29 protein-coding genes and 1 tRNA gene are annotated in these 24,129 nt (G+C 45.4%); 11 read left to right on the top strand and 19 right to left on the bottom strand.

The window, feature by feature from the left end:
* Window positions 1-32 precede the first annotated feature (32 nt).
* The 4 genes from JGK16_RS08090 to JGK16_RS08075 form a co-directional block, all read right to left on the bottom strand.
* Window positions 33-317, bottom strand: coding sequence for a DUF5615 family PIN-like protein (locus JGK16_RS08090; RefSeq protein ID WP_293190166.1), 285 nt, complete (start codon window positions 315-317; stop codon window positions 33-35).
* On the bottom strand, window positions 314-688 hold the full coding sequence (locus JGK16_RS08085) for a DUF433 domain-containing protein (protein ID WP_293180779.1): 375 nt from the start codon (window positions 686-688) through the stop codon (window positions 314-316). Before JGK16_RS08085 ends, JGK16_RS08090 begins: the two co-directional genes overlap by 4 nt.
* Before the next feature lie 25 nt (window positions 689-713).
* On the bottom strand, window positions 714-1,235 hold the full coding sequence (locus JGK16_RS08080) for a hypothetical protein (RefSeq protein ID WP_293190164.1): 522 nt from the start codon (window positions 1,233-1,235) through the stop codon (window positions 714-716).
* A 190-nt stretch (window positions 1,236-1,425) separates the two neighbouring features.
* Window positions 1,426-1,623, bottom strand: coding sequence for a hypothetical protein (locus JGK16_RS08075; protein ID WP_293202942.1), 198 nt, complete (start codon window positions 1,621-1,623; stop codon window positions 1,426-1,428).
* Between the two features lie 176 nt (window positions 1,624-1,799).
* Between JGK16_RS08075 and JGK16_RS08070 the strand changes: the two genes are divergently transcribed.
* Window positions 1,800-2,534 (top strand): calcium-binding protein, encoded by a 735-nt coding sequence (locus JGK16_RS08070; protein ID WP_293180770.1) that lies wholly within the window; start codon window positions 1,800-1,802, stop codon window positions 2,532-2,534.
* Window positions 2,535-2,621: 87 nt separating this feature from the next.
* Here the strand turns inward: JGK16_RS08070 and JGK16_RS08065 are convergent, their stop codons facing one another.
* Window positions 2,622-2,837, bottom strand: coding sequence for a hypothetical protein (locus JGK16_RS08065; protein WP_293190162.1), 216 nt, complete (start codon window positions 2,835-2,837; stop codon window positions 2,622-2,624).
* Between the two features lie 84 nt (window positions 2,838-2,921).
* Between JGK16_RS08065 and truB the strand changes: the two genes are divergently transcribed.
* From truB to JGK16_RS08035, 6 genes are all read left to right on the top strand, one after another.
* Window positions 2,922-3,860, top strand: coding sequence for a tRNA pseudouridine(55) synthase TruB (gene truB, locus JGK16_RS08060; protein WP_293190160.1), 939 nt, complete (start codon window positions 2,922-2,924; stop codon window positions 3,858-3,860).
* Window positions 3,861-3,877: 17 nt separating this feature from the next.
* Window positions 3,878-4,297: an NAD(P)-binding domain-containing protein gene (locus JGK16_RS08055; protein ID WP_293180761.1), complete on the top strand. Its 420-nt coding sequence runs from the start codon at window positions 3,878-3,880 to the stop codon at window positions 4,295-4,297.
* Complete coding sequence (locus tag JGK16_RS08050) at window positions 4,290-4,520, top strand: hypothetical protein (protein WP_293180758.1); 231 nt, start codon at window positions 4,290-4,292, stop codon at window positions 4,518-4,520. Before JGK16_RS08055 ends, JGK16_RS08050 begins: the two co-directional genes overlap by 8 nt.
* A gap of 10 nt (window positions 4,521-4,530) precedes the next feature.
* Window positions 4,531-4,755: a membrane protein insertion efficiency factor YidD gene (yidD, locus tag JGK16_RS08045; protein WP_293180755.1), complete on the top strand. Its 225-nt coding sequence runs from the start codon at window positions 4,531-4,533 to the stop codon at window positions 4,753-4,755.
* Window positions 4,756-5,149: 394 nt separating this feature from the next.
* Window positions 5,150-6,364 carry a response regulator gene (locus tag JGK16_RS08040; RefSeq protein ID WP_293180752.1) on the top strand — a complete coding sequence of 405 codons (1,215 nt, stop codon included), beginning with the start codon at window positions 5,150-5,152 and terminating at the stop codon, window positions 6,362-6,364.
* Window positions 6,365-6,568: 204 nt separating this feature from the next.
* Complete coding sequence (locus JGK16_RS08035; protein WP_293180806.1) at window positions 6,569-7,567, top strand: glycosyltransferase; 999 nt, start codon at window positions 6,569-6,571, stop codon at window positions 7,565-7,567.
* A 144-nt stretch (window positions 7,568-7,711) separates the two neighbouring features.
* Here JGK16_RS08035 and JGK16_RS08030 read toward each other — a convergent pair whose 3' ends face one another.
* The 4 genes from JGK16_RS08030 to JGK16_RS08015 form a co-directional block, all read right to left on the bottom strand.
* The gene (locus tag JGK16_RS08030) at window positions 7,712-8,557 is read right to left on the bottom strand and encodes a class I SAM-dependent methyltransferase (RefSeq protein ID WP_293190158.1); all 846 of its coding nucleotides are present in this window, start codon (window positions 8,555-8,557) and stop codon (window positions 7,712-7,714) included.
* Window positions 8,558-8,764: 207 nt separating this feature from the next.
* Window positions 8,765-9,094 carry an iron-sulfur cluster assembly accessory protein gene (locus tag JGK16_RS08025; RefSeq protein WP_293180746.1) on the bottom strand — a complete coding sequence of 110 codons (330 nt, stop codon included), beginning with the start codon at window positions 9,092-9,094 and terminating at the stop codon, window positions 8,765-8,767.
* A 115-nt stretch (window positions 9,095-9,209) separates the two neighbouring features.
* Entirely contained in the window at window positions 9,210-9,632 is a 423-nt protein-coding gene (locus JGK16_RS08020) for a phosphomannose isomerase type II C-terminal cupin domain (RefSeq protein ID WP_293180743.1), read from the bottom strand.
* 303 nt (window positions 9,633-9,935) lie between these two features.
* Window positions 9,936-10,085: a hypothetical protein gene (locus JGK16_RS08015; protein ID WP_293180740.1), complete on the bottom strand. Its 150-nt coding sequence runs from the start codon at window positions 10,083-10,085 to the stop codon at window positions 9,936-9,938.
* A 930-nt stretch (window positions 10,086-11,015) separates the two neighbouring features.
* On the opposite strand from JGK16_RS08015, the gene murJ reads away from it, so the two are divergent.
* On the top strand, window positions 11,016-12,629 hold the full coding sequence (gene murJ / locus JGK16_RS08010) for a murein biosynthesis integral membrane protein MurJ (RefSeq protein ID WP_293180737.1): 1,614 nt from the start codon (window positions 11,016-11,018) through the stop codon (window positions 12,627-12,629).
* A gap of 113 nt (window positions 12,630-12,742) precedes the next feature.
* Here murJ and JGK16_RS08005 read toward each other — a convergent pair whose 3' ends face one another.
* A complete protein-coding gene (locus JGK16_RS08005) occupies window positions 12,743-13,693 on the bottom strand; it encodes a phytanoyl-CoA dioxygenase family protein (protein WP_293180734.1) in 951 nt (316 codons plus the stop codon).
* Between the two features lie 1,093 nt (window positions 13,694-14,786).
* Here JGK16_RS08005 and JGK16_RS08000 point away from each other — a divergent pair.
* The gene (locus JGK16_RS08000; RefSeq protein WP_293180731.1) at window positions 14,787-15,047 is read left to right on the top strand and encodes a hypothetical protein; all 261 of its coding nucleotides are present in this window, start codon (window positions 14,787-14,789) and stop codon (window positions 15,045-15,047) included.
* A 76-nt stretch (window positions 15,048-15,123) separates the two neighbouring features.
* Here JGK16_RS08000 and JGK16_RS07995 read toward each other — a convergent pair whose 3' ends face one another.
* The 3 genes from JGK16_RS07995 to moaC form a co-directional block, all read right to left on the bottom strand.
* Entirely contained in the window at window positions 15,124-15,426 is a 303-nt protein-coding gene (locus tag JGK16_RS07995) for a DUF3181 family protein (protein ID WP_293180728.1), read from the bottom strand.
* Between the two features lie 62 nt (window positions 15,427-15,488).
* Window positions 15,489-15,746: a 2TM domain-containing protein gene (locus JGK16_RS07990; RefSeq protein ID WP_293157023.1), complete on the bottom strand. Its 258-nt coding sequence runs from the start codon at window positions 15,744-15,746 to the stop codon at window positions 15,489-15,491.
* Window positions 15,747-15,833: 87 nt separating this feature from the next.
* Entirely contained in the window at window positions 15,834-16,355 is a 522-nt protein-coding gene (gene moaC / locus JGK16_RS07985) for a cyclic pyranopterin monophosphate synthase MoaC (RefSeq protein WP_293180725.1), read from the bottom strand.
* A gap of 78 nt (window positions 16,356-16,433) precedes the next feature.
* On the opposite strand from moaC, the gene JGK16_RS07980 reads away from it, so the two are divergent.
* Window positions 16,434-16,507, top strand: a tRNA-Arg gene (locus JGK16_RS07980).
* A gap of 349 nt (window positions 16,508-16,856) precedes the next feature.
* On the opposite strand, the gene JGK16_RS07975 is transcribed toward JGK16_RS07980, so the two are convergent.
* The 3 genes from JGK16_RS07975 to JGK16_RS07965 all read right to left on the bottom strand — a co-directional run bounded on the left by JGK16_RS07975 (window position 16,857) and on the right by JGK16_RS07965 (window position 21,439).
* Entirely contained in the window at window positions 16,857-18,101 is a 1,245-nt protein-coding gene (locus tag JGK16_RS07975; RefSeq protein WP_293190156.1) for an MFS transporter, read from the bottom strand.
* Between the two features lie 229 nt (window positions 18,102-18,330).
* Window positions 18,331-19,518, bottom strand: a complete 1,188-nt coding sequence (locus JGK16_RS07970; protein ID WP_293180719.1) for a glycosyltransferase family 4 protein — start codon at window positions 19,516-19,518, stop codon at window positions 18,331-18,333.
* A gap of 232 nt (window positions 19,519-19,750) precedes the next feature.
* On the bottom strand, window positions 19,751-21,439 hold the full coding sequence (locus JGK16_RS07965) for a DUF2079 domain-containing protein (protein ID WP_293190154.1): 1,689 nt from the start codon (window positions 21,437-21,439) through the stop codon (window positions 19,751-19,753).
* Between the two features lie 88 nt (window positions 21,440-21,527).
* Here JGK16_RS07965 and JGK16_RS07960 point away from each other — a divergent pair, with 88 nt between their 5' ends.
* Window positions 21,528-22,766, top strand: a complete 1,239-nt coding sequence (locus tag JGK16_RS07960; RefSeq protein WP_293190152.1) for a histidine kinase — start codon at window positions 21,528-21,530, stop codon at window positions 22,764-22,766.
* A 213-nt stretch (window positions 22,767-22,979) separates the two neighbouring features.
* On the opposite strand, the gene mutT is transcribed toward JGK16_RS07960, so the two are convergent.
* From mutT to JGK16_RS07945, 3 genes are all read right to left on the bottom strand, one after another.
* Window positions 22,980-23,384 (bottom strand): 8-oxo-dGTP diphosphatase MutT, encoded by a 405-nt coding sequence (mutT, locus tag JGK16_RS07955; protein WP_293180710.1) that lies wholly within the window; start codon window positions 23,382-23,384, stop codon window positions 22,980-22,982.
* 1 nt (window position 23,385) lies between these two features.
* Window positions 23,386-23,568 carry a hypothetical protein gene (locus JGK16_RS07950; protein ID WP_293180707.1) on the bottom strand — a complete coding sequence of 61 codons (183 nt, stop codon included), beginning with the start codon at window positions 23,566-23,568 and terminating at the stop codon, window positions 23,386-23,388.
* A gap of 205 nt (window positions 23,569-23,773) precedes the next feature.
* On the bottom strand, window positions 23,774-24,115 hold the full coding sequence (locus JGK16_RS07945) for a DUF760 domain-containing protein (protein ID WP_172187001.1): 342 nt from the start codon (window positions 24,113-24,115) through the stop codon (window positions 23,774-23,776).
* Between the last annotated feature and the right edge of the window lie 14 nt (window positions 24,116-24,129).

Genomic DNA, 24,129 nt, shown 5'->3' with positions numbered 1-24,129 from the left:
ACAAGGGTATGGCTTTTCTAATTTTGATAATTTTAGAAATCGCGTATTAGCTTGTTTCTTGCATTAGATAAAATTATCACCATAAGTTCTGGAGAGCCAGAATCCTTACCTTTCATACTGCGATTAGCTGTGAGCAAAATCATCTTATTTTCTTGAGCAAGCCGCCAAACTACTCTATCATCGCTATTGATGGGTAATTCCATTTGTGCAAAGGTGACAAAACGAATTGGGATGATATCAAGCCAACCTTGATTAGCAATAGAACCAAAGAAAATTATGGCGTGTCCGTTGAGATTATGATCTATCAAAAAAATCATGCTTTAGCCTCACGTTTTGCCTTAGCCGCTCGAAGTTTTTCCCAAGCCACTTCCGTTCCTGGTTTTGGTGGTTGCGCCGCAATTCGAGCAATCAGATCGCGATTTTTTTCTTCGTAGTATAGTCGCAGTTCCTCAGCTTCCTTAAGAACAATTTGATACTCGGCTTCAACATCAGCGCGATTTGCCTCAATATAAGCTAAAGCTGCGTTAATTTGTTCTTCTGTAAGGTCAAATAATCCTCTGATAAACTTAGGCGGATATTGAGCCGTCACATAGTCCATGATGTCGTAGATAGTGATGCGCGTACCTGCGATGGACAGTCCTCTTTCTGTACGGATAATCGCTGTTTGTTCGTTCGATAGGGTTGTCATTTTTATAGCCTCCTAGAAGTTATTTTTATATTGGTCGAAAACTCTGCACAAAATTCAGCCAGCGATCGACTTTATTGCCAGTAATGTCTAAAATAGGGATAGAACGAGTCCTTGATATTGGCCGCCCAGCCTCCTCCTGAGAATATTCGATCGCACTACGCTCTCGTTTGCCTAAACCGTAAGTGTTCGCAATATCTCCAGCCAACTGACAGGTGATTCGGAATGTCCCCATGCTAATTCTGCCATTTCCTGCCCTGTACTCCCAATCTCTAAAGCCAGCCCTAGGTATCTCCTGGCAATCAGCATAGGTCACCTCAAACATCTTAGCAATATGCACGTCATAGAGGCGCAACTGACCCCCATAGGCAGATTTTGTGGTGTCCGTCTCTGATACCGTAAGGGTATAGGTTCCTTCCCCGTGTTGCAGTCTCATCGGAAGCTTTGTCTGGGCGATCGCCCCCGGTATCCCCTGAATGACGGTGACAGATCCCCAACTCATCGTAATAGCGGTTAAGCTGGTGAGGAATAATTCTTTGGTGCTTCTCATTTATCTCTTAAATATAGCCTACTTGTAGCATATATTTAATTTTACTATGACTGTAATTTTTAAGAATAATTTTACCGTTCTACCTAAATTTTATCTATTGAACCAACTGCCAAACTATAGGATCGTAACTATTGATGGGCAGATTTATTTCGTCAAAGGCGATCGGCTCGCTCAGCACTGAAATTGGACATCAAGAAATAATCAAACCAGGAGTGAGCCGTTGGTCAGACGCCGCTCCAAATATGCAATTTAAATGCAGAATTGTTTGCCAGCCAACGCTACTTGAATTTATCCTCAAACAAGCAACGCTGCTAACAGATTTTTTACCAGAAATAATTGGTTGAAAGCCTCTCACGAGTGAGGGAGAAATTAAAATCAGACTATTCATTACTCCAATCCTCGGACTTAAGGGTAGAAGTCGCTCTCAAACTGTCAACTGTCAACTGTCAACTGTCAACTGTTGAACACTTCCCCGCCTGAAGACACCTGGTGTTCGTGGTACTTTCTGTAACTTACGCTTTTAGGCTAAGTTAGAATGGCAAATTTCTACCAGTCTTCAAAACCATGCCATCAGCAGTACCAGTTAAGATCGTAATCACAACCCCAACCCCAACCAGCCCGGGTACCAGACCCGGAGGCTCTGCTACCGCTCGCAATGGCACCAGCGGCCCTGACTCCCTCAGCGGTACTGCCGGCGCTGACTTGATCTTCGGTTTGGGAGGCGCTGACAGCATTTTAGGTTTGGGGGGAGACGATAGCCTCTACGGCGGTGACGGCGACGACTCAATACAGGGCGACGCTGGTAATGATTTGCTGTTCGGCGGTGCAGCCCGCGACAGCGTTTTGGGCGGCGCGGGCGACGATACTTTCTACGGGGGGAAAGGTGCTGACTCGGTAAGCGGGGATGATGGCAATGATTTGCTGTTTGGCAACCAAGACAACGATACTTTGTTGGGCGGCGCGGGCAATGATACGTTTTTTGGCGGTGCCGGCGATGACTCGCTGTTTGGTGGCCTGGGCGATGATTGTTTGTCGGGCGATCGCGGCAGAGATACTTTAACTGGTGGCGCAGGGAATGATACTTTTTCGATCGGGCGATCGGCAGATGGCGATGTGATTACCGATTTTACTGTTGGTACGGATAAAATTCGCTTGAGAGCCGACCTCACTTTTGCCGAACTCACCATTTCTGCTGGGCCCGGAACCGTGCCGAGTACAATTGTTCAGTTTACAAGTACCAAGGAAACTCTGGCTACTGTATTGGGAGTTACTATCTCTCGGACGGACTTTATTTTTTAATTGGGAATGGGGATTGGTAATTGGTAATTGGTAATTGGTAATTGGTAATTGGGCTTGCAGGTTCTTTTGAGTTTTAAGTTTCAATATTTAACTTTTTAACTCAAAACCGGGAAGCGTTGCGACCAACAAAGTAATCTCAAAACTTTTCTTTTTCCTTCTTTCTTGTTCCTTGTTCCATTTTCCCTCGAATCGATTTTCATTAAATCCGTTACATCTGAGATCTTGCACCAATGTCGATAAGCCCTTGAGGAACAGGCAAGATGCCTGTTCCACCAGAAAAATCATCTTTTGTGGAACAGGCATCTTGCCTGTTCTTGAGAATGGTACAAGATGTGAGTTACATCCGTTATACAATCCCTTGCCGAACTTCCTTCTTCCTTCTTACTAATGACTATTGACGGTTTTCTCAATCTCAACAAACCTGCGGGCATGACATCTCACGACTGCGTGGGGCGAGTGCGCCGAATATTGACACTCAAACGAGTGGGGCACGGAGGAACTCTCGATCCGGCTGTGACTGGCGTTTTGCCGATCGCCCTGGGAAGAGCAACCAGACTGCTGCAATTCCTCCAACACCACAAAGCTTACCGAGGTACGATTCGGTTTGGCTTAACTACCGCTACGGACGATTTAGAAGGAGAAATCCTGAATTCTAAACCTGTCCCGGAGTTGAGTTTAGAACAAGTGCAAGCTGCACTGCCGAATTTTATCGGCAAAATAGAACAATTTCCGCCGAGTTTTAGTGCGGTTCAGGTGGGAGGAAAACGGCTTTATGAGTTAGCTAGAAAAGGCGAAACTGTGGAAGTTGCGGCTAGGAATGTTGAGGTGTTTCGGCTGGATATCTTGGATTGGCGGCCCGGCGATTTTCCAGAATTGGATTTGTCGATCGCCTGCGGGGCGGGTACTTACATTCGGGCGATCGCCCGGGACTTGGGCGCACTCTTGAATGCCGGCGGTACTTTGGCTGGTTTGACTCGCACCGAAAGCAGCGGTTTCTCGATCGACCAAAGTCTCACGTTTGAAGAATTAGAAGTGCAATTGCAGGAGAATACATTCAGCCCGATTTTGCCATCGGCGGTTTTGAGACACTTAGGTGCGATCGTCCTTTCTCCTGAATATACCAAACGCTGGTTTCAAGGACAGCGCCTCCCCATTCCCGAAATGGTGATCGCAGCAGAGGAAACTCTGAACAATTCCCCCGAAAACCCAATACCCGAACCTCCCTATCCCTTGCAGGTTTACGACCCTGATGGTAATTTTTTAGGTATTGGTCAAGTAGCAAACTCCGAAACAAGTACCATATTGTCTCCTCAAATTGTCTTTTAGCTATCCAAGAGGTAAAAATGAAAATAGGTATAATTGGCGCGGGAAATGTTGGCGGAACTCTCGGACGCATTTTAACAGCAAAAGGTCACTCCATTGTATTTGGCGTCAGAGATCCGCAGAGTGCAAAAGTGCAGTCTGCTGTGGAAGCTACAGGAGGAAATGCGCGAGCCGCTAGCGTTGGGGAAGCTGCAAGTCACGGTCAAGTTTCGATCTTAGCTACGCGTTGGAATGGCACGCAAGAGGCGATCGCACAAGCCGGAGATTTGACTGGCAAAATTATCATTGACGCAACTAACCCGATCGAGATGACACCCGCTGGACTTGCTGCTGGACTGACAATCGGATACACTACCTCCGCAGGCGAAGAAATTGCCAAATGGGCGATCGGAGCGCAAGTTGTGAAAGCGTTTAACAACATTGGCGCAAGCTGTGCGTGAAAACTTGCAGTTCGGTTCGCAAACAGCAACTGCTTTTATTTGCGGAGACAATGCAGATGCGAAGAAAATTGTCACCAATCTTGCGGAAGATATCGGATTTGAAGTTGTAGATGCAGGGACACTCAAACAAGCTAGATTGTTGGAACCTTTGGGGATGCTGTGGATTAACCTAGCTTTCAGCGGTATGGGACAAGATTTTGCGATTAATTTAATCAAGCGTTGAGGTCAAGATTGTGAAAGTATTGCTAATCGGATTAATTCGAGGCTACAAAATGGGGATTTCTCCTTATTTGCCTAACGCCTGTAGATTTCAGCCCACTTGTTCCCAATACGCGATCGAAGCCATAGAAAGATTTGGGGCGGCCCGCGGCGGAGCGATCGCAGTTAAGCGCATTTTGCGCTGTCATCCTTTTCATCCAGGGGGTTACGATCCCGTACCTCCCAAAGATAGTCATTAGTCATTAGTCATTAGTCATTAGTCATGTTTTGCTGTCCCCGCCGAGCGAACGTCCAACGTCCAACGTCATGTTTTGCCAGCGTCTCCCCCGAGCGAACGTCCAACGTCATTAGTTATTAGTCAACTGTCAACGCATCCTTATAGCTAAAACTCCCGAGGGGAATCATACCTTTTTGAGATTTGAGATTTAAGATTTCGGAATACCGGATCAATTAAGGATTTCGATCGCACTTATAGTTGCATTATTTTGGAGAAATTGTATGAATACCCGATCGGGTTAAACTCGCATCAGGTAGTGTGTTTTTTTGAACACAATTCAGTAATATTACTGTTTTTTTCCCAAACTCAGCAGCGATATAATAGGGAAAACAGGAGTACAGGGGATGCGAGTTGATATGTCTGCTACCGCAATCGGGTACAAAATGCTGTCTCATACTTTGGCAGTCCTCAGCCAGAAACAAGCAACGGGAAAACTGCTATTAGAGCAAGGTGAGCAACAGTGGCAACTATACTTTTTTCAGGGTAGTTTGGTTTATGCCACAGGAGGAGCGCACAGAGCGAGGCGCTGGTACAGGGCTATTGGACAACACTGTCGCAACTTTCAAGTGGATCTTAGAGATCTCGAAGCTCGGGAACTGTGGGAATATCAACTGATTCAGCAAGGGCTAGCGGCCAGCGAAATGAGTTTGCAACAAGCTAAGGCGATCGTCCACAGCAGCGTTTCCGAAGTATTCTTTGCTCTGATCGGTCAATCGGGTTTGCGTCGGGAGTGGCGTCCGTCGGAAAAATATTTTTCTAAAGTAATCTCTTCTTTGCTGCTGTCTGTAACGGAAGTAGAACAAATTATGTACTCTACAGAACTAATTTGGCAGAAGTGGAAAGGCATGGGTTTGTGGCTGGTAGAACCAGAACAAGCACCCCTTTTAAAAGCGTCTGCCCAGTTGCAGGAAAATCGATTTAGTTCTAACTCTTTGATAGCTTTGGCTAACGTATTTAACGGCGAGAATACTCTTTGGGATATTGCATTGAAGAAAAAGCAGTGCGTGACAGTCGCAACTCGCGCTTTAGTTAATTACATGAAGCAGGGTTTAGTAAATTTCCGCACAGTACCAGACTTACCGTCGCCTATAGAACAGTGGCGCCTTGCTGCGTCGATGGCTGGGCAGGTTCGCCCTTTGATTGCCTGTATCGATGACAGTCCGACAGTATGCGAATTTTTACAGCAAATTTTATTGCCGGCGGGGTATCGAGTTCTAAAAATTCAAGATCCGATGGATGGAGTGGGCATCATTGCCAAACAAAAGCCTGCTTTAATTTTTATGGACGTGGTAATGCCGAAGACAAACGGCTTTGCTTTGTGTAATTTTTTGCGACAAACACCGAGTTTTCGGGAAACTCCGATCGTGTTTTTGACTGGTAAAGACAGTATAATCGATCGCACGCGAGCCAAACTTACAGGTGCTTCCGATTTTTTGAGCAAGCCGCCCAATCCGGAACAGGTTTTGCAAATAGCTCAGAAGTATTTAAAGGTAAAAGGCGATCGCAACCCTTTAGGAATTCGCCCCCACGATTTACTGAATTCGCGCCAACTTACTTTGGCAAATTCTTGAACCAAATTTATGCTCAAAAAGCATCGCTTATCCGGTGCGTCAGTCTCTGGCGCACCTTAGACGTATTATAATAAAGACGCAACTAGATTTGATAAATAAATCTTTGAGGCGCGAGTGTATAATTTTTCTGGATTTCACAGCCAGGGATTTTAGTAAATCCGCCCAGCCTGTATAGATTCTAATGCTTCGGACTTGATATTCATGATGAGCGATCGAACTCCGCAGGTAAGCGTGGTGATTCCGGCTTACAACTGTGCTGCTTACGTCGGCCAAGCCGTAGATAGCGTGCTGCACCAAACCTATACTGACTGGGAAATTATTGTAGTAGACGACGGTTCCCGAGACGACACCAAATTAGTTTTAGAGCAATATGGCGATCGCATTCGCTACATTTACCAACAAAATCAAGGAGTTTCCATTGCCCGAAATCGCGGCATCGAACTAGCGCAAGGAGAATTCATCGCCTTTCTCGATGCAGATGACTACTTTTTACCCGAGAAATTAGCAGCACAAATTGCTGTATTCAGAGCGCAACCAAATCTAGGAATAGTCCACAGCGGCTGGCGTCAAGTCAACAGCATAGGCGAACCTATCAAAGATGTCAAACCCTGGGAAAACGTCCCTAAATTAGACTTAGAAATGTGGCTGCGGTGGAAACCAGTATTGCCCAGCGCGATGATGTTTCGCCGCCATTGGTTAGAGCGAGCGGGCGGTTTCGATCCTCGATTTCCACCAGCCGAAGATACAGATTTAGCGCTGCGTTTAGCCTTAATGGGATGCGAAACAGAGTGGCTGCGACAAATAACAGTTTGCTACCGCCAGCACGAACAAAGTGCCATGTACAAAGGTTTACCGCAGGCTAAATCCTTGGCGGCGGTAATGGACAATTTTTTTGCGCGGCCCGAAGTGCCGGATAAAATACGTTTGTTGGAAAAGCAAATCAAGTACAGTACGTTGGTTTGGATTGCTTGGTATTTGCACCGCACCGGTCATCCTGTTGAGATGGCAGAATTTTTGCAGCGTTCTTGGAATTATACGCCTTATTTGCCAGTGGAAACAGTAATTAATTGGGCGGAGTGTTTTACGGAATTTTCGCAGGATACTGGCAATGAATTGGATGCAGATTTATTAACTCAATCTCCCGAATGGCAGCAGTTAATGCAGTGGACAATTCTCAGCAGCCATACTACAATAGGTTTGTAGTGAGGACTTTAGTCCTTCTTTCCGAGGACTAAAGTCCTCACTACGAACCTTTTTGTTACCAATTCCACCTCAGATTGGTAAATAAGGTTTTTTTAACGAACCGCGAAGACGCGAAGGACACGAAGAAAGAGAAGAGAAAAAGTGCTAAAGTTTTTTGGCAATATGAAATGCTGAAATATAGGAAGCTTTGATGATATTTTCGCAGTTTTTTGCTAACGCTTCCCGCAAACTTGCCAACAAAGAATTTTTCGTGCCATCGTCTAGCGCGATGTACTCTGAGTAAGTCTGCAAAAGATTCAGATAATCCTCAATGCTGTAGGTAATTTCACATACTAACTGTTCGTAAATTAAATCCTCGTACAGGCCTGAGTCGATGATATTTTGTCCGAGTTCTTTGATACTTTCTGCTTGATTGGCTCTTTCTTTGGCATGATATACTGCTAGAGACGGAGCTTGATTTTGATAAACTTCATCCAAAACTCGGTAAACTTCATCTTCTGGCAAAACTCCGGCATTCCAGAGCAAAATCAATGAACCTTTATCTTTTAATACGGCGGCCGTTTTTTGATAGCGAATCTCCGGTGACACCCAATGAAAAGAAGTCGCCGCCAGTACAGCATTGAATTTATCAGCTTCTAATTCCCACTCTTCCAAAGTTTGATTTTTAATTTCTACAGATGGATAAGTTGCACAGTTTTGTTGTGCTAGCTGACAAGCTGGCTGACTGGGTTCGAGACAAAGCATTGCAAAACCTAATTCCGCAAACGGAACAGTGGCTATTCCGGGGCCACATCCGATTTCAAGAATGTTGGCATTTGAGGGGAGTTCGGCTAATTCAACAACGCGATTAATTAGTTGTTGAGGATAGCGCGGTCTAGTTTTGTGGTAGAAACCTGCGATTTGGCTGTACCAATTTTTTCGCTGTTCGTAACTGTAGGTGGCGATATATTCGCTATACCAATCTTGGGGTTTTTCTGATTTATTTGCCATTGTTAAATCTTTCTTTTCTCTTCTCCTCTCTTCCTTCGCGTCCTTTGCGTCTTCGCGGTTCGTTCAAACTACTTATATTAAAATGCGAGATTATCCTTCAGTTTCAGCTTCTGTAAAAATTGGCGGTCACAGTTCACAAATTGGCAATTCCCAACCAGGAAAAAGTTCTGATACCGTCAAAATATCTCCATTACCCAGAACAGTTGATTATTCTTTAGCAGAAAAGGAGTTGCCGCAGCTACAGCTTTGGGCTGCATTGGGATTGTGGAATCGGAAACCTCCGCCCATCAAGTCTTCTGAATAATCTAAGGTGAGCTCGTTGAGATATTTTAAGTGCTGGGGGTCGATCGCAACTTGAACTCCCTCGGACTCGCAGAGAGTGTCTTCTGGGACGGGTGCATCGTCAAATGCCATTGTATAAGACAAACCGGAACAGCCGCTCGATTCCACGCCCAGACGAAACAAAGCATTCGGGTTCGGATACTTTGACTTGAGGCGCTTTACTTCTGTCGCTGCTGTTTTGCTTAGATGAATCATTAATTTTATTTGGTTACTGGTTACTGGTTATTGGTTACTGGTTATTGGTTACTGGTTACTGATTGGTGCGAATAACAAATAACAAATAACAAATAACAAATAACCAGTTTATAGGTTATTTAGCCTTAGATTCTGTCCGCGCATAATCGTCTTGAAAGCGCACAATATCATCTTCTCCGAGATATTCACCATTCTGCACTTCAATTAAAACCAGGGGAATCACTCCCGGATTTTCCAGACGGTGAGAAATACACTGTGGAACATAGGTAGACTGATTTGTAAATAGAACTTCTTCGGTTTCGCCACAAGTAACTTTTGCAGTACCGGAAACTACGATCCAGTGTTCGCTGCGGTGGTGGTGCATTTGCAGGCTGAGGCGGTGTCCCGGCTTGACTTCGATCCGCTTAATTTTGTATCCCGGGCCTTCTTCAAGTGTTGTAAAAGAACCCCACGGGCGTGATTCTGTAGCGGAAATTCCGTTGGGTGCAGCAGATGCGAGCAGAGTTAATGTTTGAGAAAGTTCTTGAGTTTGAACCATGATTTTTTACTCCTTCGGGATTGCTTGTTGAAGCCTTTAGTAAACGATGTTGGTTTTTGAGGTGAGCTAATTAGTTGTTAAAATCGAACCTCACCTGCGCGGAAGGGTTAGCGAACTGTACATTTTACTGTGAAATCTGCTCTTCCCGATCGACCAGCCTTAACAACCATAGCAAAATCACTATATTAGTTGTCACCTGTGATGGGTGCGATCGGCCAAATCTACATCAAATCTTCATCTGGGAGTGCTGATTCTTTATTTAATGGGAACATTTTATAAGATTTATGGTTGTTTTGGATTTTTTTAACCGCAGAGGGCGCAGAGGGCGCAGAGGAAGAGCGGATGTAGCGATTTGATCCTATCACTGTTCAGCTCCCGATCGTGTCCAGCTTCATTCGGCGCGATCGCAGCTTGAATATCCTCTAGATGTGAGTCGCTATCACAATTACTCATCTCTCTTCTCTTCCTCTGCGCTCTCTGTGGCCTCTGCGGTTAAAAAAATCCAAATATCTAATTTATCAATTAATTACCAACAAACTGTTTTTTACTTATTTATGAACAGGCAAGATGCCTATTGCTGACAATGGCGTAACATCTCAGCTTTAACTATTTTTTCACCGTCACTCGATCGCACAAGCTTTGATTTTTTAGTGGATCTACCCAATGCAGTATATCCACATATAATACATGATACTAGGTCAGGGTAAGCGCACCTCAAACGCAGTTGCCATCTAGATTGTAGGACTGCTACTTTGAGAGAGTTCAGGAAGCGCTGCGACTAATACCTTCACCATATAGAACTCATTTGACATCTTTTCTTGACCGATAAGGCTTGCAAGTAAGCCGTTTGGTATAACTCAATAAACTGTTGACGATAGCTGCGTAACCAACTCTAGCAAAACAGCCAAAATTCATAGATCGCAAGGCTTGCAGTTATAGCAATAGATCTCAAATGAGTTCTATGAGGCTTTGTAGATCTTAAGACCTACAAGTAGGCAAAGCCAATTGATAGTTCTGGCGTTTATGTACCCTTAACTGTCGTTTTTTTAGGGTGCATTTATTATGTTGATTAACTAAGTTTTTTCGTAATTGCTCACCCCCCCTACGGACAAAAGTAAAATCTCTGAAACCCTTTGTAGGCAAGTATTGCAAAGTTTGAACACAATTATTTCATTTTTCAGTTTCGATCGCTAAAACCCTCATTCTGTCCTTGATTTTATTGAAGAAGAAGCTTTTTGCTTAAAATTCACAATCTGAAACTGTCTCGCTTGAGGCAGTTTCAGGGGAGGGAGGGTAGTTGAGCAATTACAATTCATGTTACGATCGTCCAGATTTGCTATTAAACTTAGCAAAGCCTTTTAGCACTAGCGTTTGTAACCATTTGTGTCTGAAACCCAGAAGCCCTCTCGTTCCCTAGCAGGGATTGCCGGTATTGTCGCAGTCGCCACTCTGATTAGCAAAGTCTTCGGATTGGTGCGCCAAATTGCGATCGCAGCAGCCTTTGGAGTCGGTGTCGCCGTCGATGCCTACAACTACGCCTACGTCATCCCCGGTTTCCTATTTATTTTGCTCGGAGGCATTAACGGGCCGTTTCACAGCGCGATCGTCAGCGTTTTAGCCCGCCGCGACAAAAAAGAAGCTGCACCCTTAGTCGAGACAATCACCACATTAGTTGGCGGCATATTGCTGTTGGTAACAATCGCTTTAATTATTTTTGCAGATCAGGCGATCGATTTAGTAGCACCCGGGTTAAATAGAACAGCAGAAGGTTTAGAAATCAAAGCAATAGCCGTCCAACAATTTCGGATTATGGCGCCGATGGCATTGCTTTCAGGCTTAATCGGCATTGGTTTCGGCACACTCAACGCCGCCGATATGTACTGGCTTCCTTCGATCAGCCCTTTATTTTCCAGCGTTGCACTTGTCGGCGGTTTAGGAATTCTCGCGCTACAACTCGGAGAAAAAATTACTCAGCCACAATACGCACTAATCGGTGGCTTAGTATTAGCTTGGGGAACTTTAGCAGGAGCAGTTTTGCAGTGGTTAGTGCAACTGGCGGCGCAGTGGCGCGCGGGATTGGGAAAATTGCGTTTGCGGTTTAATTTTAAACGCCCCGGAGTGCAAGAAGTAGTTAAGGTGATGGTTCCTGCTACCTTATCCTCGGGAATGCTGCAAATTAACGTTTATACTGACTTGTTTTTCGCATCCTACATCCCTCAAGCTGCATCTGCCATGGGCTACAGCGGCTTGTTGGTAATGACTCCTTTAGGCATTATTTCTAATGTAATTTTAGTACCATTTTTGCCAATATTTTCTCGCCTTGCCGAACCCAAAGACTGGCCGGAATTAAAAGATAAAATTCGTCAAGCTTTAATTTTGACTGCGCTGACAATGATGCCCTTAAGCGCTTTAATGGTGACACTGGCTACACCCATCGTCCGCATTGTTTACGAACGCGGTGCTTTTAATCTGTCAGCCTCGCAGTTTGTCATACCGATATTGATGGCTTACGGTATTGGAATGTTTGTGTATTTGGGCCGCGACGTTTTGGTACGGGTATTTTATGCCTTGGGAGACGGGGAAACCCCTTTTCGTGTCAGTATTATCAATATCTTTTTAAATGGGCTGCTGGATTATTTGTTAGTAGGAGCTTTCGGCGCGCCCGGATTAGTTTTGGCGACGGTGGGAGTGAATCTAGTTTCGATGATTATGTTTTTGTACTTATTAGATAAAAAGCTGGGTGGCTTGCCTTGGGGGGAGTGGAGTTTGCCTTTTTTGGGGTTAGCTTGTGGTAGTTCTCTAACTGCTTTCGTGTCCTTGGCTACTCTGCAAGGCTGTCAAAGAGTTTTGGGTACTGAAGGTTTGGTAATTCAATTAGTGCAGTTGAGTGTGGCGAGTTTGGCAGGGTTGGGAGTTTTTGCCATTTTTGTGCATCAGATGAAGTTGCCGGAAGTTGAGATGTTTGTCGATCGCATTCGCGGCCGTTTTGGTAGATAATATAGTTTCTGTTGGCATCTGAATCATGTTTTAGGAGCGTCCCACTGCCCCAGAGAATAATCTAAAAAGTCTCGACAGACAGACAAGACTTCCTGATTGACGAGGTTGACTTGCTAGCAACCCAAAGCCTCGTGAATGTTGCCGTAGTCGTTAATGGTATACTCTATTTGCAGCATCAAGCGCGGTTTCTCAGTTGGCTGCGTTCCTCTGTGAAAGCAAAGGGGATTTTCTACAAACCCAAAACCAGCTTTGCCACAGACATTCACCACATTTTCAGCGCCGTAATATTCAACAATCTTTTCGTCATCGATGTCTGCACAGCGCGTACTTATAAGCTGGTGCATCAACTTTTTGCCTTTGTGAGTTCCAGAAACATAAGTGTGCGGCCCGCTGAACATATCGACATCGGTAAGGTAGAAAAAAAACTTAATGAACCGATAGTCGTCTAAATCGTAGTGAAATACTTGGGCTGCCTTGCGTTGCTGGATGTGGTTTTCTGCTGGAACTGGGAAACTCCACGATATTTCGCTGCCCATGTGTACTGGTTCGGCACCCAGAAATTTAGCTGCAATAGCCAGTATGCCGGGGTCTTTTTCCAGTTCTTTCAGGGTTGAAGACTGGTTTCCGTTACTCATATAGCTGCAAACGCGGGCATTTTTGGGTAAGTCCGCACCTACTTTTTCTGTTCCTTTGTAGTGGTAGGGACGGTTGGCATCTCTGTTAATGTAGCCAACTGTAGAACTGGCAAATTTCAAAAGTTCTTGAACTGTATCTTCGGGTAGCTGAAGATTTTGATAACAACTATCGGTTTCGATCGTAGCAGCGATCGCATCTACATCCAACTTTCCCAGAACTGAAGCATTTTCTTGACTGATAACATGAGATTTAGCTGGACGCTTCAATAACATCGTTGCCCAGTCGCGTACAATCTCGAAACGAGCAAATTTACGCATCAAAAATAGTCGAGGGTTTTGAATCAGACATTGATAGTTTTTGACGAAATAATTGGCAAGCTTGTACCCGAAGCTTTCCGATTTCTGAATCACGCTTGTTGTTGTGTTCATAGTTTGCGGTAGTTTTGTACAAAATTTGTTATTGTAGCTTGCACCTGTGATCTTTTTGTGATTGTAAGCTGTCTTTGTTTGCAAAAAAAAGAGATATAAAAGTTTTAGAGTTTGCCAATACTTTAGCAAACAAACTTTTAGGTCTCAAGACTTACGCATGAACCACAAAAAACATAGAGTTGAGATTGCGATGCACAGCAAAGAATGACAGATATGCGTTTTCTTGCGTAAGTCCTATATTTGTCACTTGCATTGTTCTAACCTGATTGTTTTACGTTGTCAAGTAAAACAGATTTTTTAATTATTGTTGCTCTCGATCGAGTCCATGCTTGAATTCGACTGTCTTGAATGTATTTACGGCTGGTTATTTCGCGATATCTGCTCTTGATACGATCTGAACTTATGTGTTGCTTTGTTTTAAGAAATGTTATCAGAGCGGTTTCAGTGTAGTGCCGTAAAGATATTCAGTGGAGACAAGTCAATGCCTTGTTTTTAAAGGATTTCAGGCGATCGCAAACCTCTATAATTGCGCGAGCAAATTCTGGCAAACCGCTATCTTAAAAAAATGTAAAAATATTGGGTGGCATTCCCGACAAGCCTCCCCATAGCATTTTTGATTGCAAAAATTACGCTGGATGTGACAATTAAATCTCTGGTGTCCGGGGCTATAAGGTGTATTTTTAAACTTCTCCTTCAAATTTAGATCCGCCTTGCATCCCCCTTAAAAAGAGGGACAAAAGAGGATCTTGCTTCACTCTTTTTTAGCTGTCAATTAAGTAAATGAGTATGAAAATATACAAGTATTCAAATAGCGATCGAGACGAAGTGAAGTGAAGTCAAGCAATTGCTCCCTGACACCCATACACATTCTGTTACACCGCACCGATTTATTGGCGCCTACTTACTTAGTCCCATTTTGTTTAATATTTACGATCGCGCCACCGCCCCACCATTCCCTAAATTCACCGCGATCAATAATCAGAAAAATATAAATAATTGTAAATAAGCGAACTCAATCACAGACAGTGCGATCGCACTTTGCTAATTTCCTAGTAATTAAAAGCCTAGGGTGCCATCAGCTACGAGATAGAAGTTGCAAAATGATAGTTTAATTTGCGGTAGCGGTAACAATCTATTTGTCTTAGAAGCCGATGGAGGATTTGATACGATCGCTGATTTTACCGTCAATCGAGATTCGATCGCACTAACCGATGGTTTGAGTGTTAGCCAGTTGGGAATAACTCAAAATACTCAGGGAACTCCGATCGAAAACCTCTTGACAGGGGAGCAGTTAGGTGTGATGGTTGGAGTAAGTGCGAATGCGATTACCCCTGCTAATTTCTGGTTGATTTAGGCAAATAATGAAAAGTGCGATCGCCCTTAAGTCAAATTAAGGGCGATCGCACTTAAATCCCAATCAATAATTGAGATCACATATCCCGTTGAAATTCCTCAAGAACATCCATCAATTGCACTTGACACTGCATCGGAATCAAATCTGCCAGCGGCACTTCCCGCTTACCGCCACCGAGCTTAACTGAAATACCTTGCAAAACTCGTGCAACTTTGTCATCATTTAAACTGCCATCTTCCAGCATCGGGTAAAGTTGTTGGGCAACAACGGTATGCAGGTGGGCATCACGGAGATATAAATGCCACTTGGCAATGTCAATGTAGACATTTTCGCCGATTTGGGCGGCTAAGGATTCGATCGCAACTGTAGTATTAGCCATATCTAAAAAAGCAAATTATTTGTGCTGGATTAAAACAGTTAACAAATCGCCGACAACTCCCTTCAACCAGAATCTTTGGTTAAAGGCGAATAATCGGCGATCGCAAAAATGAAAATCGCGTGGGCCAAAACTACTAGAGCCCATACACCCGTCACTGTAACTGCCCAAGGCCAATCAGCCTTTTGCAAATTTTGAACAAACCACAAACCTGAATTGGAAGCAGAAAAAAGACCGACGTGGATCGCAAAATTCATGCGATCGTCTAATTGACGGTACTCAGGGTCTTTGCGATCGGGTTTGCGGGGCCAACGAGGAGGCATAGTTTTTCACTTGATGTTAGTAGTTCTGTGCCTATTTTAAGCATAAGTGCTACTTTTTGAATTCTGCCTCCCCCCAAGGCCGGAACTTTATCCCTCTAAATTTTGATAGTCTCCCGATTTGCCGCCGCTTTTGCTTACCAGTCGAATCGATTCAATGGCGATCGACTTGGACAACCCCTTAGCCATATCGTACAGAGTCAGCGCTGCAATCGAAACCGCCGTCATCGCCTCCATTTCCACACCAGTTTCGCCCTTAATTTTCACCGTCGCCCGAATTTGATACCCCGGCAACCCAGCATCCGGTATCACCTGCACTTCCACGCTGCTAATGGGCAGAGGGTGACACAGAGGAATCAGATTCGCCGTCTGCTTAGCCGCCATAATTCCAGCCAGCCTTGCAGTGCCCAATACATCGCCTTTCGGCGCATTCCCCGCTTCGATCGCCGCAAACGTCTCCGGCAGCATCCGCACCCGCGCCGCAGCCACAGCTTGGCGCACAGTTGCCACTTTCGCCGAAACATCCACCATTTGGGCTTCCCCGCTGTTGTCGAGGTGAGTTAGCTGCGCGCGATCGGGCAATTTAGAAAAAGTTTCGGAAAGGTCTTGCATTATTTTAGTAAAGGTGTTACTGTTAGATTCTGTGAGAAAAGAACTTAATCAATTTTAGATTAAGTCTGAACTCGACAGGGGCTTGTAGCTTAGTTGGATAGAGTGCATGGCTACGAACCATGAGGTCGGGGGTTCGAATCCCTCCAAGCCCATTATCAAAAGCGACGCATCTTACAGTATTTTGTAGGGTGCGTTTGTTGTTTAAAGTTGCCAAGTGCGATCGACAACAGACAAGATTCCAAAAATAGCTAAGACGGGCTCTCCGGCCCATTCCACAAAACTTTTTTCTTGTGGGATGGGCCGGAGAGCCCGTCCCGAGACGAAGAGAGGAACGAAGCAATCGCAGAGTCTATTTTTCACATCGCTTTTACTATCTTGAGATCTTATCTAAACTGTATCGGACAATAAACAAGATTGCAAAAATAGCTAAGACGGGCTCTCCGGCCCATTCCACAAAACTTTTTTCTTGTGGGATGGGCCGGAGAGCCCGTCCCCATCCTGTCACCTATTCAAAGCATAAACATCTTTGCCACGCCCGATCGCAAATTTAAGCGAATGAGACAAATTCTTGCTACACAAAGTAACAAAAATCAGCAAAGCCAAAGCAGCCAGAACAGCCGCCAAACCAAACATATTCCTGTAGCCAACTTGTTCAGCAACAAAACCCAAAGTCGGGCCAGCAAGCGCAATCCCCAAATCAAACCCACCAATACAAATCGAAAACAAACGACCTCTTTCTTGAGGTTCGCACCTATCCGACATCAGCGTCACCATCATTGGCATAACAGTACCGCCAGCCGTACCTTCAACCAAAGCCGCGATTAAAAAAGCACCGCTGCTGTTAGCAAAATACAACAATAACATAGACACGGCGTAACAGATTAAGCCGCCAGAAATAAACAAGCCGCGGCCGTATTTGTCCGAAGCCCGCCCCGTCACCAACCGCAAACTGAAACTGGCGATAGCCGCCGTAGAATAAAATAATCCCGGATTCAAATTAACCTTAGTTTCTTGGATAAACAAAGGCATAAAAGTGCTCAAAGTTCCGAATACCAAACCAACCAGCAATAGCACCAAAGCCGGAATCCGCACCCGGGGATTCCACAGCATTTGCCAGTATTTTTGGCTGTTTTTGTCCTCAGATAGCGAGTCAGACTTTGTTAACTCAGCGAAATTCGGTTCCACAACTTTGGTGGTAATAAATAAAGCTGTGGTGGCGAAAGCCGCCGACATCGCAAACAAAGCAGGATAACCAATCCCAGCTTGAATAAATCCGCCCATCGCAGGGCCAAATGCCAAACCGATAGGGGCGGCCAAACTCATATAACCAATTAATTCGCCCCGCTTTCCTGGTGGCGACAAATCTGTCACCAAAGCGCTGTAAGCTGTAGTAAAAGCGGCGATACTAATGCCGTGAAAAGCCCGGAGAAACAACAGTAATGGGACAGATTGAGCTAACAGGTAGCCGATAGGGGCAAGTGCAGCGACAGACACGCCTAGCAGCAAAACTTGTTTGCGCCCCCGGCTGTCGGCTATTTTACCCAACTGCGGCCTCGATAGCAAAAGCCCGATCGCAAATGCACCCATCACAAAACCAATTTGCTGCTTGCTACCGCCCACAGATTGAACGTACAGCGGCAAAGTTGGCAGCAGCGAAGCCAAACTACACCAGAATAGCAAGCCTGCGGTGAATAAAGTTACCAAGCTGCGTTTGGGTTGGGGTTCGATGTCCCTAAAAATATTCAAGATGCGAATTCCCTGTAAATTTTCTGATTACCAATTAGCAATTGCCAATTCCCATTACCAATTACCAATTACCAATTACCAATTACCAATTACCAATTACCAATTCAGTAACTTGAGAATTGCCACATTTGTTTCTGTAAACTGTCAACCCTTCGACAAACTCAGCGCAAGCTGTCAACTATCAACTGCAAACTGTCAACTGTCAACTGTCAACTGTCAACTGTCTGTTTTACCAATCAACCTCGGCCCTTTCCTCCACCACGCGCTGATAAACCCATTCGGTTTCCATTGCCAACTTCGGCCAACTAAATCGACGTTCCAAATCCTCATAAGCATTGTCAACCAACCATCGCCCATAACCAGGATTTCTCAGTACCTCCAAAATCCCCCAGGCCAAAGAATCGCGATTGTTAGCCTCAGTAACAACACCAGTTTTTGTATGCTGCACCACCTCCGGTAAGCCACCCGCATTCGACACCACCACAGGTACTCTTGCAGCAAAGCTTTCTAATGCTACAATCCCAAAAGGTTCGTAAAGACTGGGGAAAACCGCGCAGTCAGCCACCGTCTGGAATTTGTCGAGATGTTCCTCAAACATGAAACCCGTAAAATAACACTTATTCCAAATTCCTAAATTCCAAGCCATAACTTTGAGATGGTCTGTATTGCCACCACCAACAATAACAATTTTTGCGTTACCCCCCATTTCCCTAATTACTTGAGGTGCTGCATTGAGAAATACAGCAATGCCTTTTTCGTAGCTAATTCTGCCTACATAATAAACTATTTTTTCGTCGTCTGCTGCAAACTTGCGGCGGAAATCCATCGCGTCAAATTCGTCCCTGCGCGGCTTTTTTTCCGATCTAATTCCGTTGTAAATTACCTCTATTTTGTTCCACGGAGTCGATAGTACAAGTTCGGCTTCCCGCCGCATATAGTCGCTGCAAACAATGACGCGCCAAGCGTTATAAGCGAGGTCGTTTTCCTTGGCGTTAATGTAGCGCTGCCCGTCATTGTGGAGGCCGCTGAAGCGCCCGTATTCGGTGGCGTGGATGGTGGCAATTAGCGGTACTTTAAAGGTATGCTTGAGGGCGATCGCCGCATCTCCCACCAGCCAATCGTGAGCGTGGATCAAATCAAAGGGGCCTTCTTCTAGCATTAGTTTGCCGCCTTGGTGCCCCATGCTTTGGTTGAGGTTCGCCACCCAGTGAAAAAAGTCCTTGGCGTGCCCGACTACTACACGATGCACCTCTATTCCTTCAACCACTTCGTACATCGGCGCGTGACCGAACTCTACTGTAATTAAGTGAATCGAGTGCCCTAGCTTCACCAATTCTGGATACAGTTCCGATACGTGGCGGGCGATACCGCCGACTATTCTGGGAGGAAACTCCCATGCCAATACCAAAATTTTCATCTTTCTCCCCTCCTAAGAATTTATATATCTTAATGTTTATTGTTGACTACTTTATTGTATGATCCACAGCCTAAAATGTTGATCGATCGCAAATCTATGCCCGAGGGCTGACTTTTGGCAGCAACAAGGACGGAAAATTATGCAGAAACCGGGTGTTTGCAGCAATTGCTCTCTGGCCCGGTTTCTGGAATATTTGGCCTAAACCGACAGTTTCGGGCGATCGCCCGCACCCTCAAGATTGCTTCAAAATCGGTTCCAACTCGCGGCGAAAACGATCCCAAGCAGCCACCGATGCAGAATTAGAAGCAGCGCCCTGACGCATTAAAATCGCACCGTCTTCAAAGCCAACAATTCCGTAGTCTCCAGATTTGGACATTCGATCGATCGCTGGCACGATTTGCTGCAACTGTCCGCGTTCCCGGCGAAACGCAGGTTGATACTGCTGCAACTGCCACATATCGGCAATTACATATTCCATCTTCACTGCCTCTCCCGCATCATTCCGCAGTTCAAACATCGGAAACCGGAGAATTTCCCGGCGGCTTGACAAAATCGGCACAATAGTATTCGTTGCAGCCACGCTAGCATTATCAGGAATTTGAGCTAACAGCGGGCGCACTTGAGACACGTGCTGCCACTGTCTGATGAGAGGAACCTGCACCCAAGGATCGATCGCATCGGGCAAAATAAACGAAAAAGTCCGATTAGGATTAGACGTGAAGGTAAAAAATAGTGACAAGCAGATGCAAAACCCCCAAAAGCGGCGAAACTGCGAAGACGAAGGGAAAGGAAACACCGCATTCGGAAAACGCAAAATTGTTTGTTCTCCCCTTTTAATTCTATCTTCTTCCTTTTGACGGCCAGCCCACCACAGGATTGCCCCGTAAAACAGCCCCGGAACCACAGTCATCGCATAGCGAATATTAATTGCCAGCACAGATTCTCCTTTAGCTAAAAATAGCTTTAGCAGCGGGAAACCTGCGATCGTCCAAGATGCGGGCGCTACGGCAGGAACCAAAGCTAACGGCAACCACTGACCAAGTAGGTATCTAATCTTACCAAAAAATGGCGTAAATAGCTCAGTCACCAACCGCCCGGGATTGCTAACCATTCCCCAAATAATTTCAAGAGTCGAAGCTTCATCACCATCAGCATATTGACCGAAGCGCTCCATCATAAACCGCTCGGAAATATCAGCAGAAAACAAAGGCATAATCAGATTTGTCAAAGCAATCATGTAACCAAAACTGAGAATGCACACAGCCAAGCCAGTCAGAGGATAGCGCCGACTCAAAATCATGTAAGCCCCCACCCCAAACAACACAACTCCCCCATCTTCTCGCACGGCTAACATTAAAGTTGCGAGAATCCCAAACAGCGGCCACCAGCGCTTCTCCATCGCCAGCAACAAGCCAAAAACATAAAGCGGAGTTTGGCAAGAATCATGAAAATTACCCAAAGTCGGGCCGATGACGGCGTTAGCTGTGTAATAGCTCACGACAATTGTCGCCGACAGTCGCGGTTCTAGATGGTGTCTGGCGAGAGCGTACAGGACTAAACCAGCCGCCGTAATTAAAGTCACCTGCAACACCGTCAAAGTAACAGGAGAGGGGAACAGCGAGTAAATTGGCAGCCACAGCATCAGCGCTGGGGTGAAATGCTGCCCCAACCGATAGTAAGATACAGACGGGAGCTGATTTTGGTGAACCACGTTAGTGGACAAAGCCGAAGACAGGGAACTCTCAAACAAGTGACCCCGAGTGCCGTTCCAAAAAAGTTGATTGAAAATGCCTTGGTCGTATGTAGCGTAAAAGCTGTAGTAGCGGTGCAGCGTCAGCAGCAGGCACAGCACAAAAAAAGCCGCCGCCACTTGAACCACTACCCGCAGCGACTCATTTTTCTTCCATCTCAAAAATGTCATTGGCCCGCCGTAATGAAATCATCGGACAATAGCATAAATCTAAAGTAAGTATTAAATTAAAGTAGAAGTGAAATAACTCGGCTCGGCAATGGTCAATTATTTTCACCCGATCGAAAAAGTCAACAGCGTCAATCCAACATCCGGCAACGACGACACCGACTGTTCTCCCGAACAGCCGACCAATCCTGCACCGCTTTTACAGCTTTTGCTGTTCGTAGACAAGCGTCCCTCTTCCAGGGAACAGACCAGACACATCCGCAAGTCCCTACAGGCTTTGAAGGCAGAGTGCGACTTTGAGCTTCAAGTCATCGACGTAGGAGAACAGCCGGATTTAGCCGAACACTTTAAACTTGTAGCCACTCCCTCGCTGCTCAAAATTCATCCCGATCCCCGACAAACTCTCGCCGGCAGCAATTTGATCGCCCAACTCGAACATTGGTGGCCCCGCTGGAAGCGTTCTGTAGAAGAATACGCAGCTCAGCAGCAGTCTACCTCGGCTCTGGCTGCCAATCTGGCCGACCCAAAACCCATCTATTCGGTTGCTTGCGCCACCGAACTCGTGCAGCTTGCGGATGAAGTTTTTCGGCTCAAACAGGAAAAAGAACACCTGCAAGAGCAGTTGCAGTTGAAAGACAGGATTATTGCGATGCTGGCTCACGACTTGCGAAATCCCTTAACGGCCGCATCTTTGGCTTTGGAGACTTTGGAGTCAAATCAGAAGGTAAAGGAGGGGCAAAAGTCCCGTTTGACACCGACTCTGGCGGCTCATTTGATGAAACAAGCCCGCCGCCAAATCCGAATTGTCGATCGCATGATTACAGATATCCTGGAAGCAGCCCGGGGTACTAACGCTCAACTCCACATGGAACCCAAAAAAATCGAACTGAGGGCGATTTGTCAAGATGTAATCCTGCAATTTCAAGACAAATTTCAGGCTAAAAGTCTGAACTTAGAAACAGACATTCCCGCAGATTTGCCCTTGGTTTATGCCGATCCCGATCGCATCAAACAAGTCATAGTCAACCTGCTGGACAACGCCAGCAAGTACACGCCAGAGCAAGGAACTGTAAGTATTTCCATACTGCACCGCACTGCTTACAAAGTTCAAGTCAGCATTGGTAACAGCGGGCCGGGAATTCCTGAAGAAGATTGTGCGAGCATTTTTGAAGACAGCTATCGCTTGCAGCGAGATAAATCAACAGACGGTTACGGCATTGGGCTGTCTTTGTGCCAAGGCATCATCCGCGCCCACTACGGTCAAATTTGGGTAGACTCAGTACCCGATCGAGGCAGTTGTTTTCACTTTACCCTGCCTATTCAGAAATAACTGTCAGTTGTTAGTTGTTAGTTGTTAGTTGTTAGTTGTTAGTTGTTAGTTGTTAGTTAACAGTTGTCAGTCGCAAGCAACCGAATTTGATATAGCGGTTCTCAAGCGTGGTGAGGTATGCCCTATGCCCTATGCCCTATGCCCTATGCCCTATGCCCTATGCCCTATGCCCTATGCCCTATGCCCTATGCCCTATGCCCCATTCCCTAAAGTTCAATTTGAACGTAGGGCAGCAATAATCTGTTCGTTTGCCTTGGGAAAAGTAAACTGGTCAATTTCGTCGAGTGTCACCCAGCGAATTTCATCGCATTCGATCGTTTGCGGTTCCCCGCTGATGTAGCGGCAGTGGTGCACGTAAAGCCTAACTGTAAATTTAGTGTAGTCGTGGTCAATTGTAATCAGGCGATCGCCAACTTCTACGACAATCCCCAACTCCTCCATAATTTCCCTTTGTATGCAAGCTTCGATCGTTTCTCCCGGCTCTATTTTACCGCCCGGAAACTCCCAGAAACCGCCGTGCAGTCCGTGTTGTCGGCGCTTGTCAATCAAAATTTCTTGGCGATCGTTCCAGATCGCAGCAACGCCGATAACTTTGTGGGCCACAGGAGAAAGAGACATATTAATTGGGAATTGGGAATTGGGAATTGGGAATTGGTGATTGGTAATTTTGACGCACTGCTAGTTTCGTACTTACCGTTTTTTTAACCGCAACTGTGGGCTGTAACGAAGTATTACGGTGAAACAACCAGCTAGATGGCAACCCGTGCGATCTATTGTAATTAAAAATTAATAATTTAATCATATTATCAATTTTATTAACAAATCACAAGTGACAACTAATACCGTCTCATAAAAGTCTGGCTGCAAACTTTCGTGTTGGGTTTCAATTCAGCAATCTACCCATCCAAAATCCAAAATCCAAAATCTAAAATCTAAAATCTAAAATTTTAAGCCCCCATCTTCCGAAGGGGGCTTGACACTTGTACGATTTAAATGTTAATAATCAACTAATCATCCGAGCCGTGTCTCTCACTAGCTTGGATGGACTTTTCAAAAGTCATTCGCTGTTCGGCATTTTTGAGAAAATAGCCGCTAATCATAGCCGAGGCGAGCAATCTACCCAAATGTTCGCGACTGGTAGTCACTGTCACCCCGAAGTGTTCCGAAGGTAAATTCCCCAAAAGCCCGACAATATTTCGCTCCATTACTTGAAACACTTCGTGAGAAGTCGGCTTAGACAACTGAGAAACAGTGTCGGGAGCCATTGACTGCACGTATTGCCATAATAAATTAGCATTTTCTCCGTCTTCTTCAAAGAATTCAGGGGATTTATTAGATGAGTTGCTCACGAGTACCTCCGTTT

Origin of the sequence: Microcoleus sp. PH2017_09_SFU_O_A (assembly GCF_020738625.1) — a bacterium.
Lineage (GTDB): Bacteria > Cyanobacteriota > Cyanobacteriia > Cyanobacteriales > Microcoleaceae > Microcoleus.
This window is presented reverse-complemented; position numbering and strand designations above follow the sequence as displayed.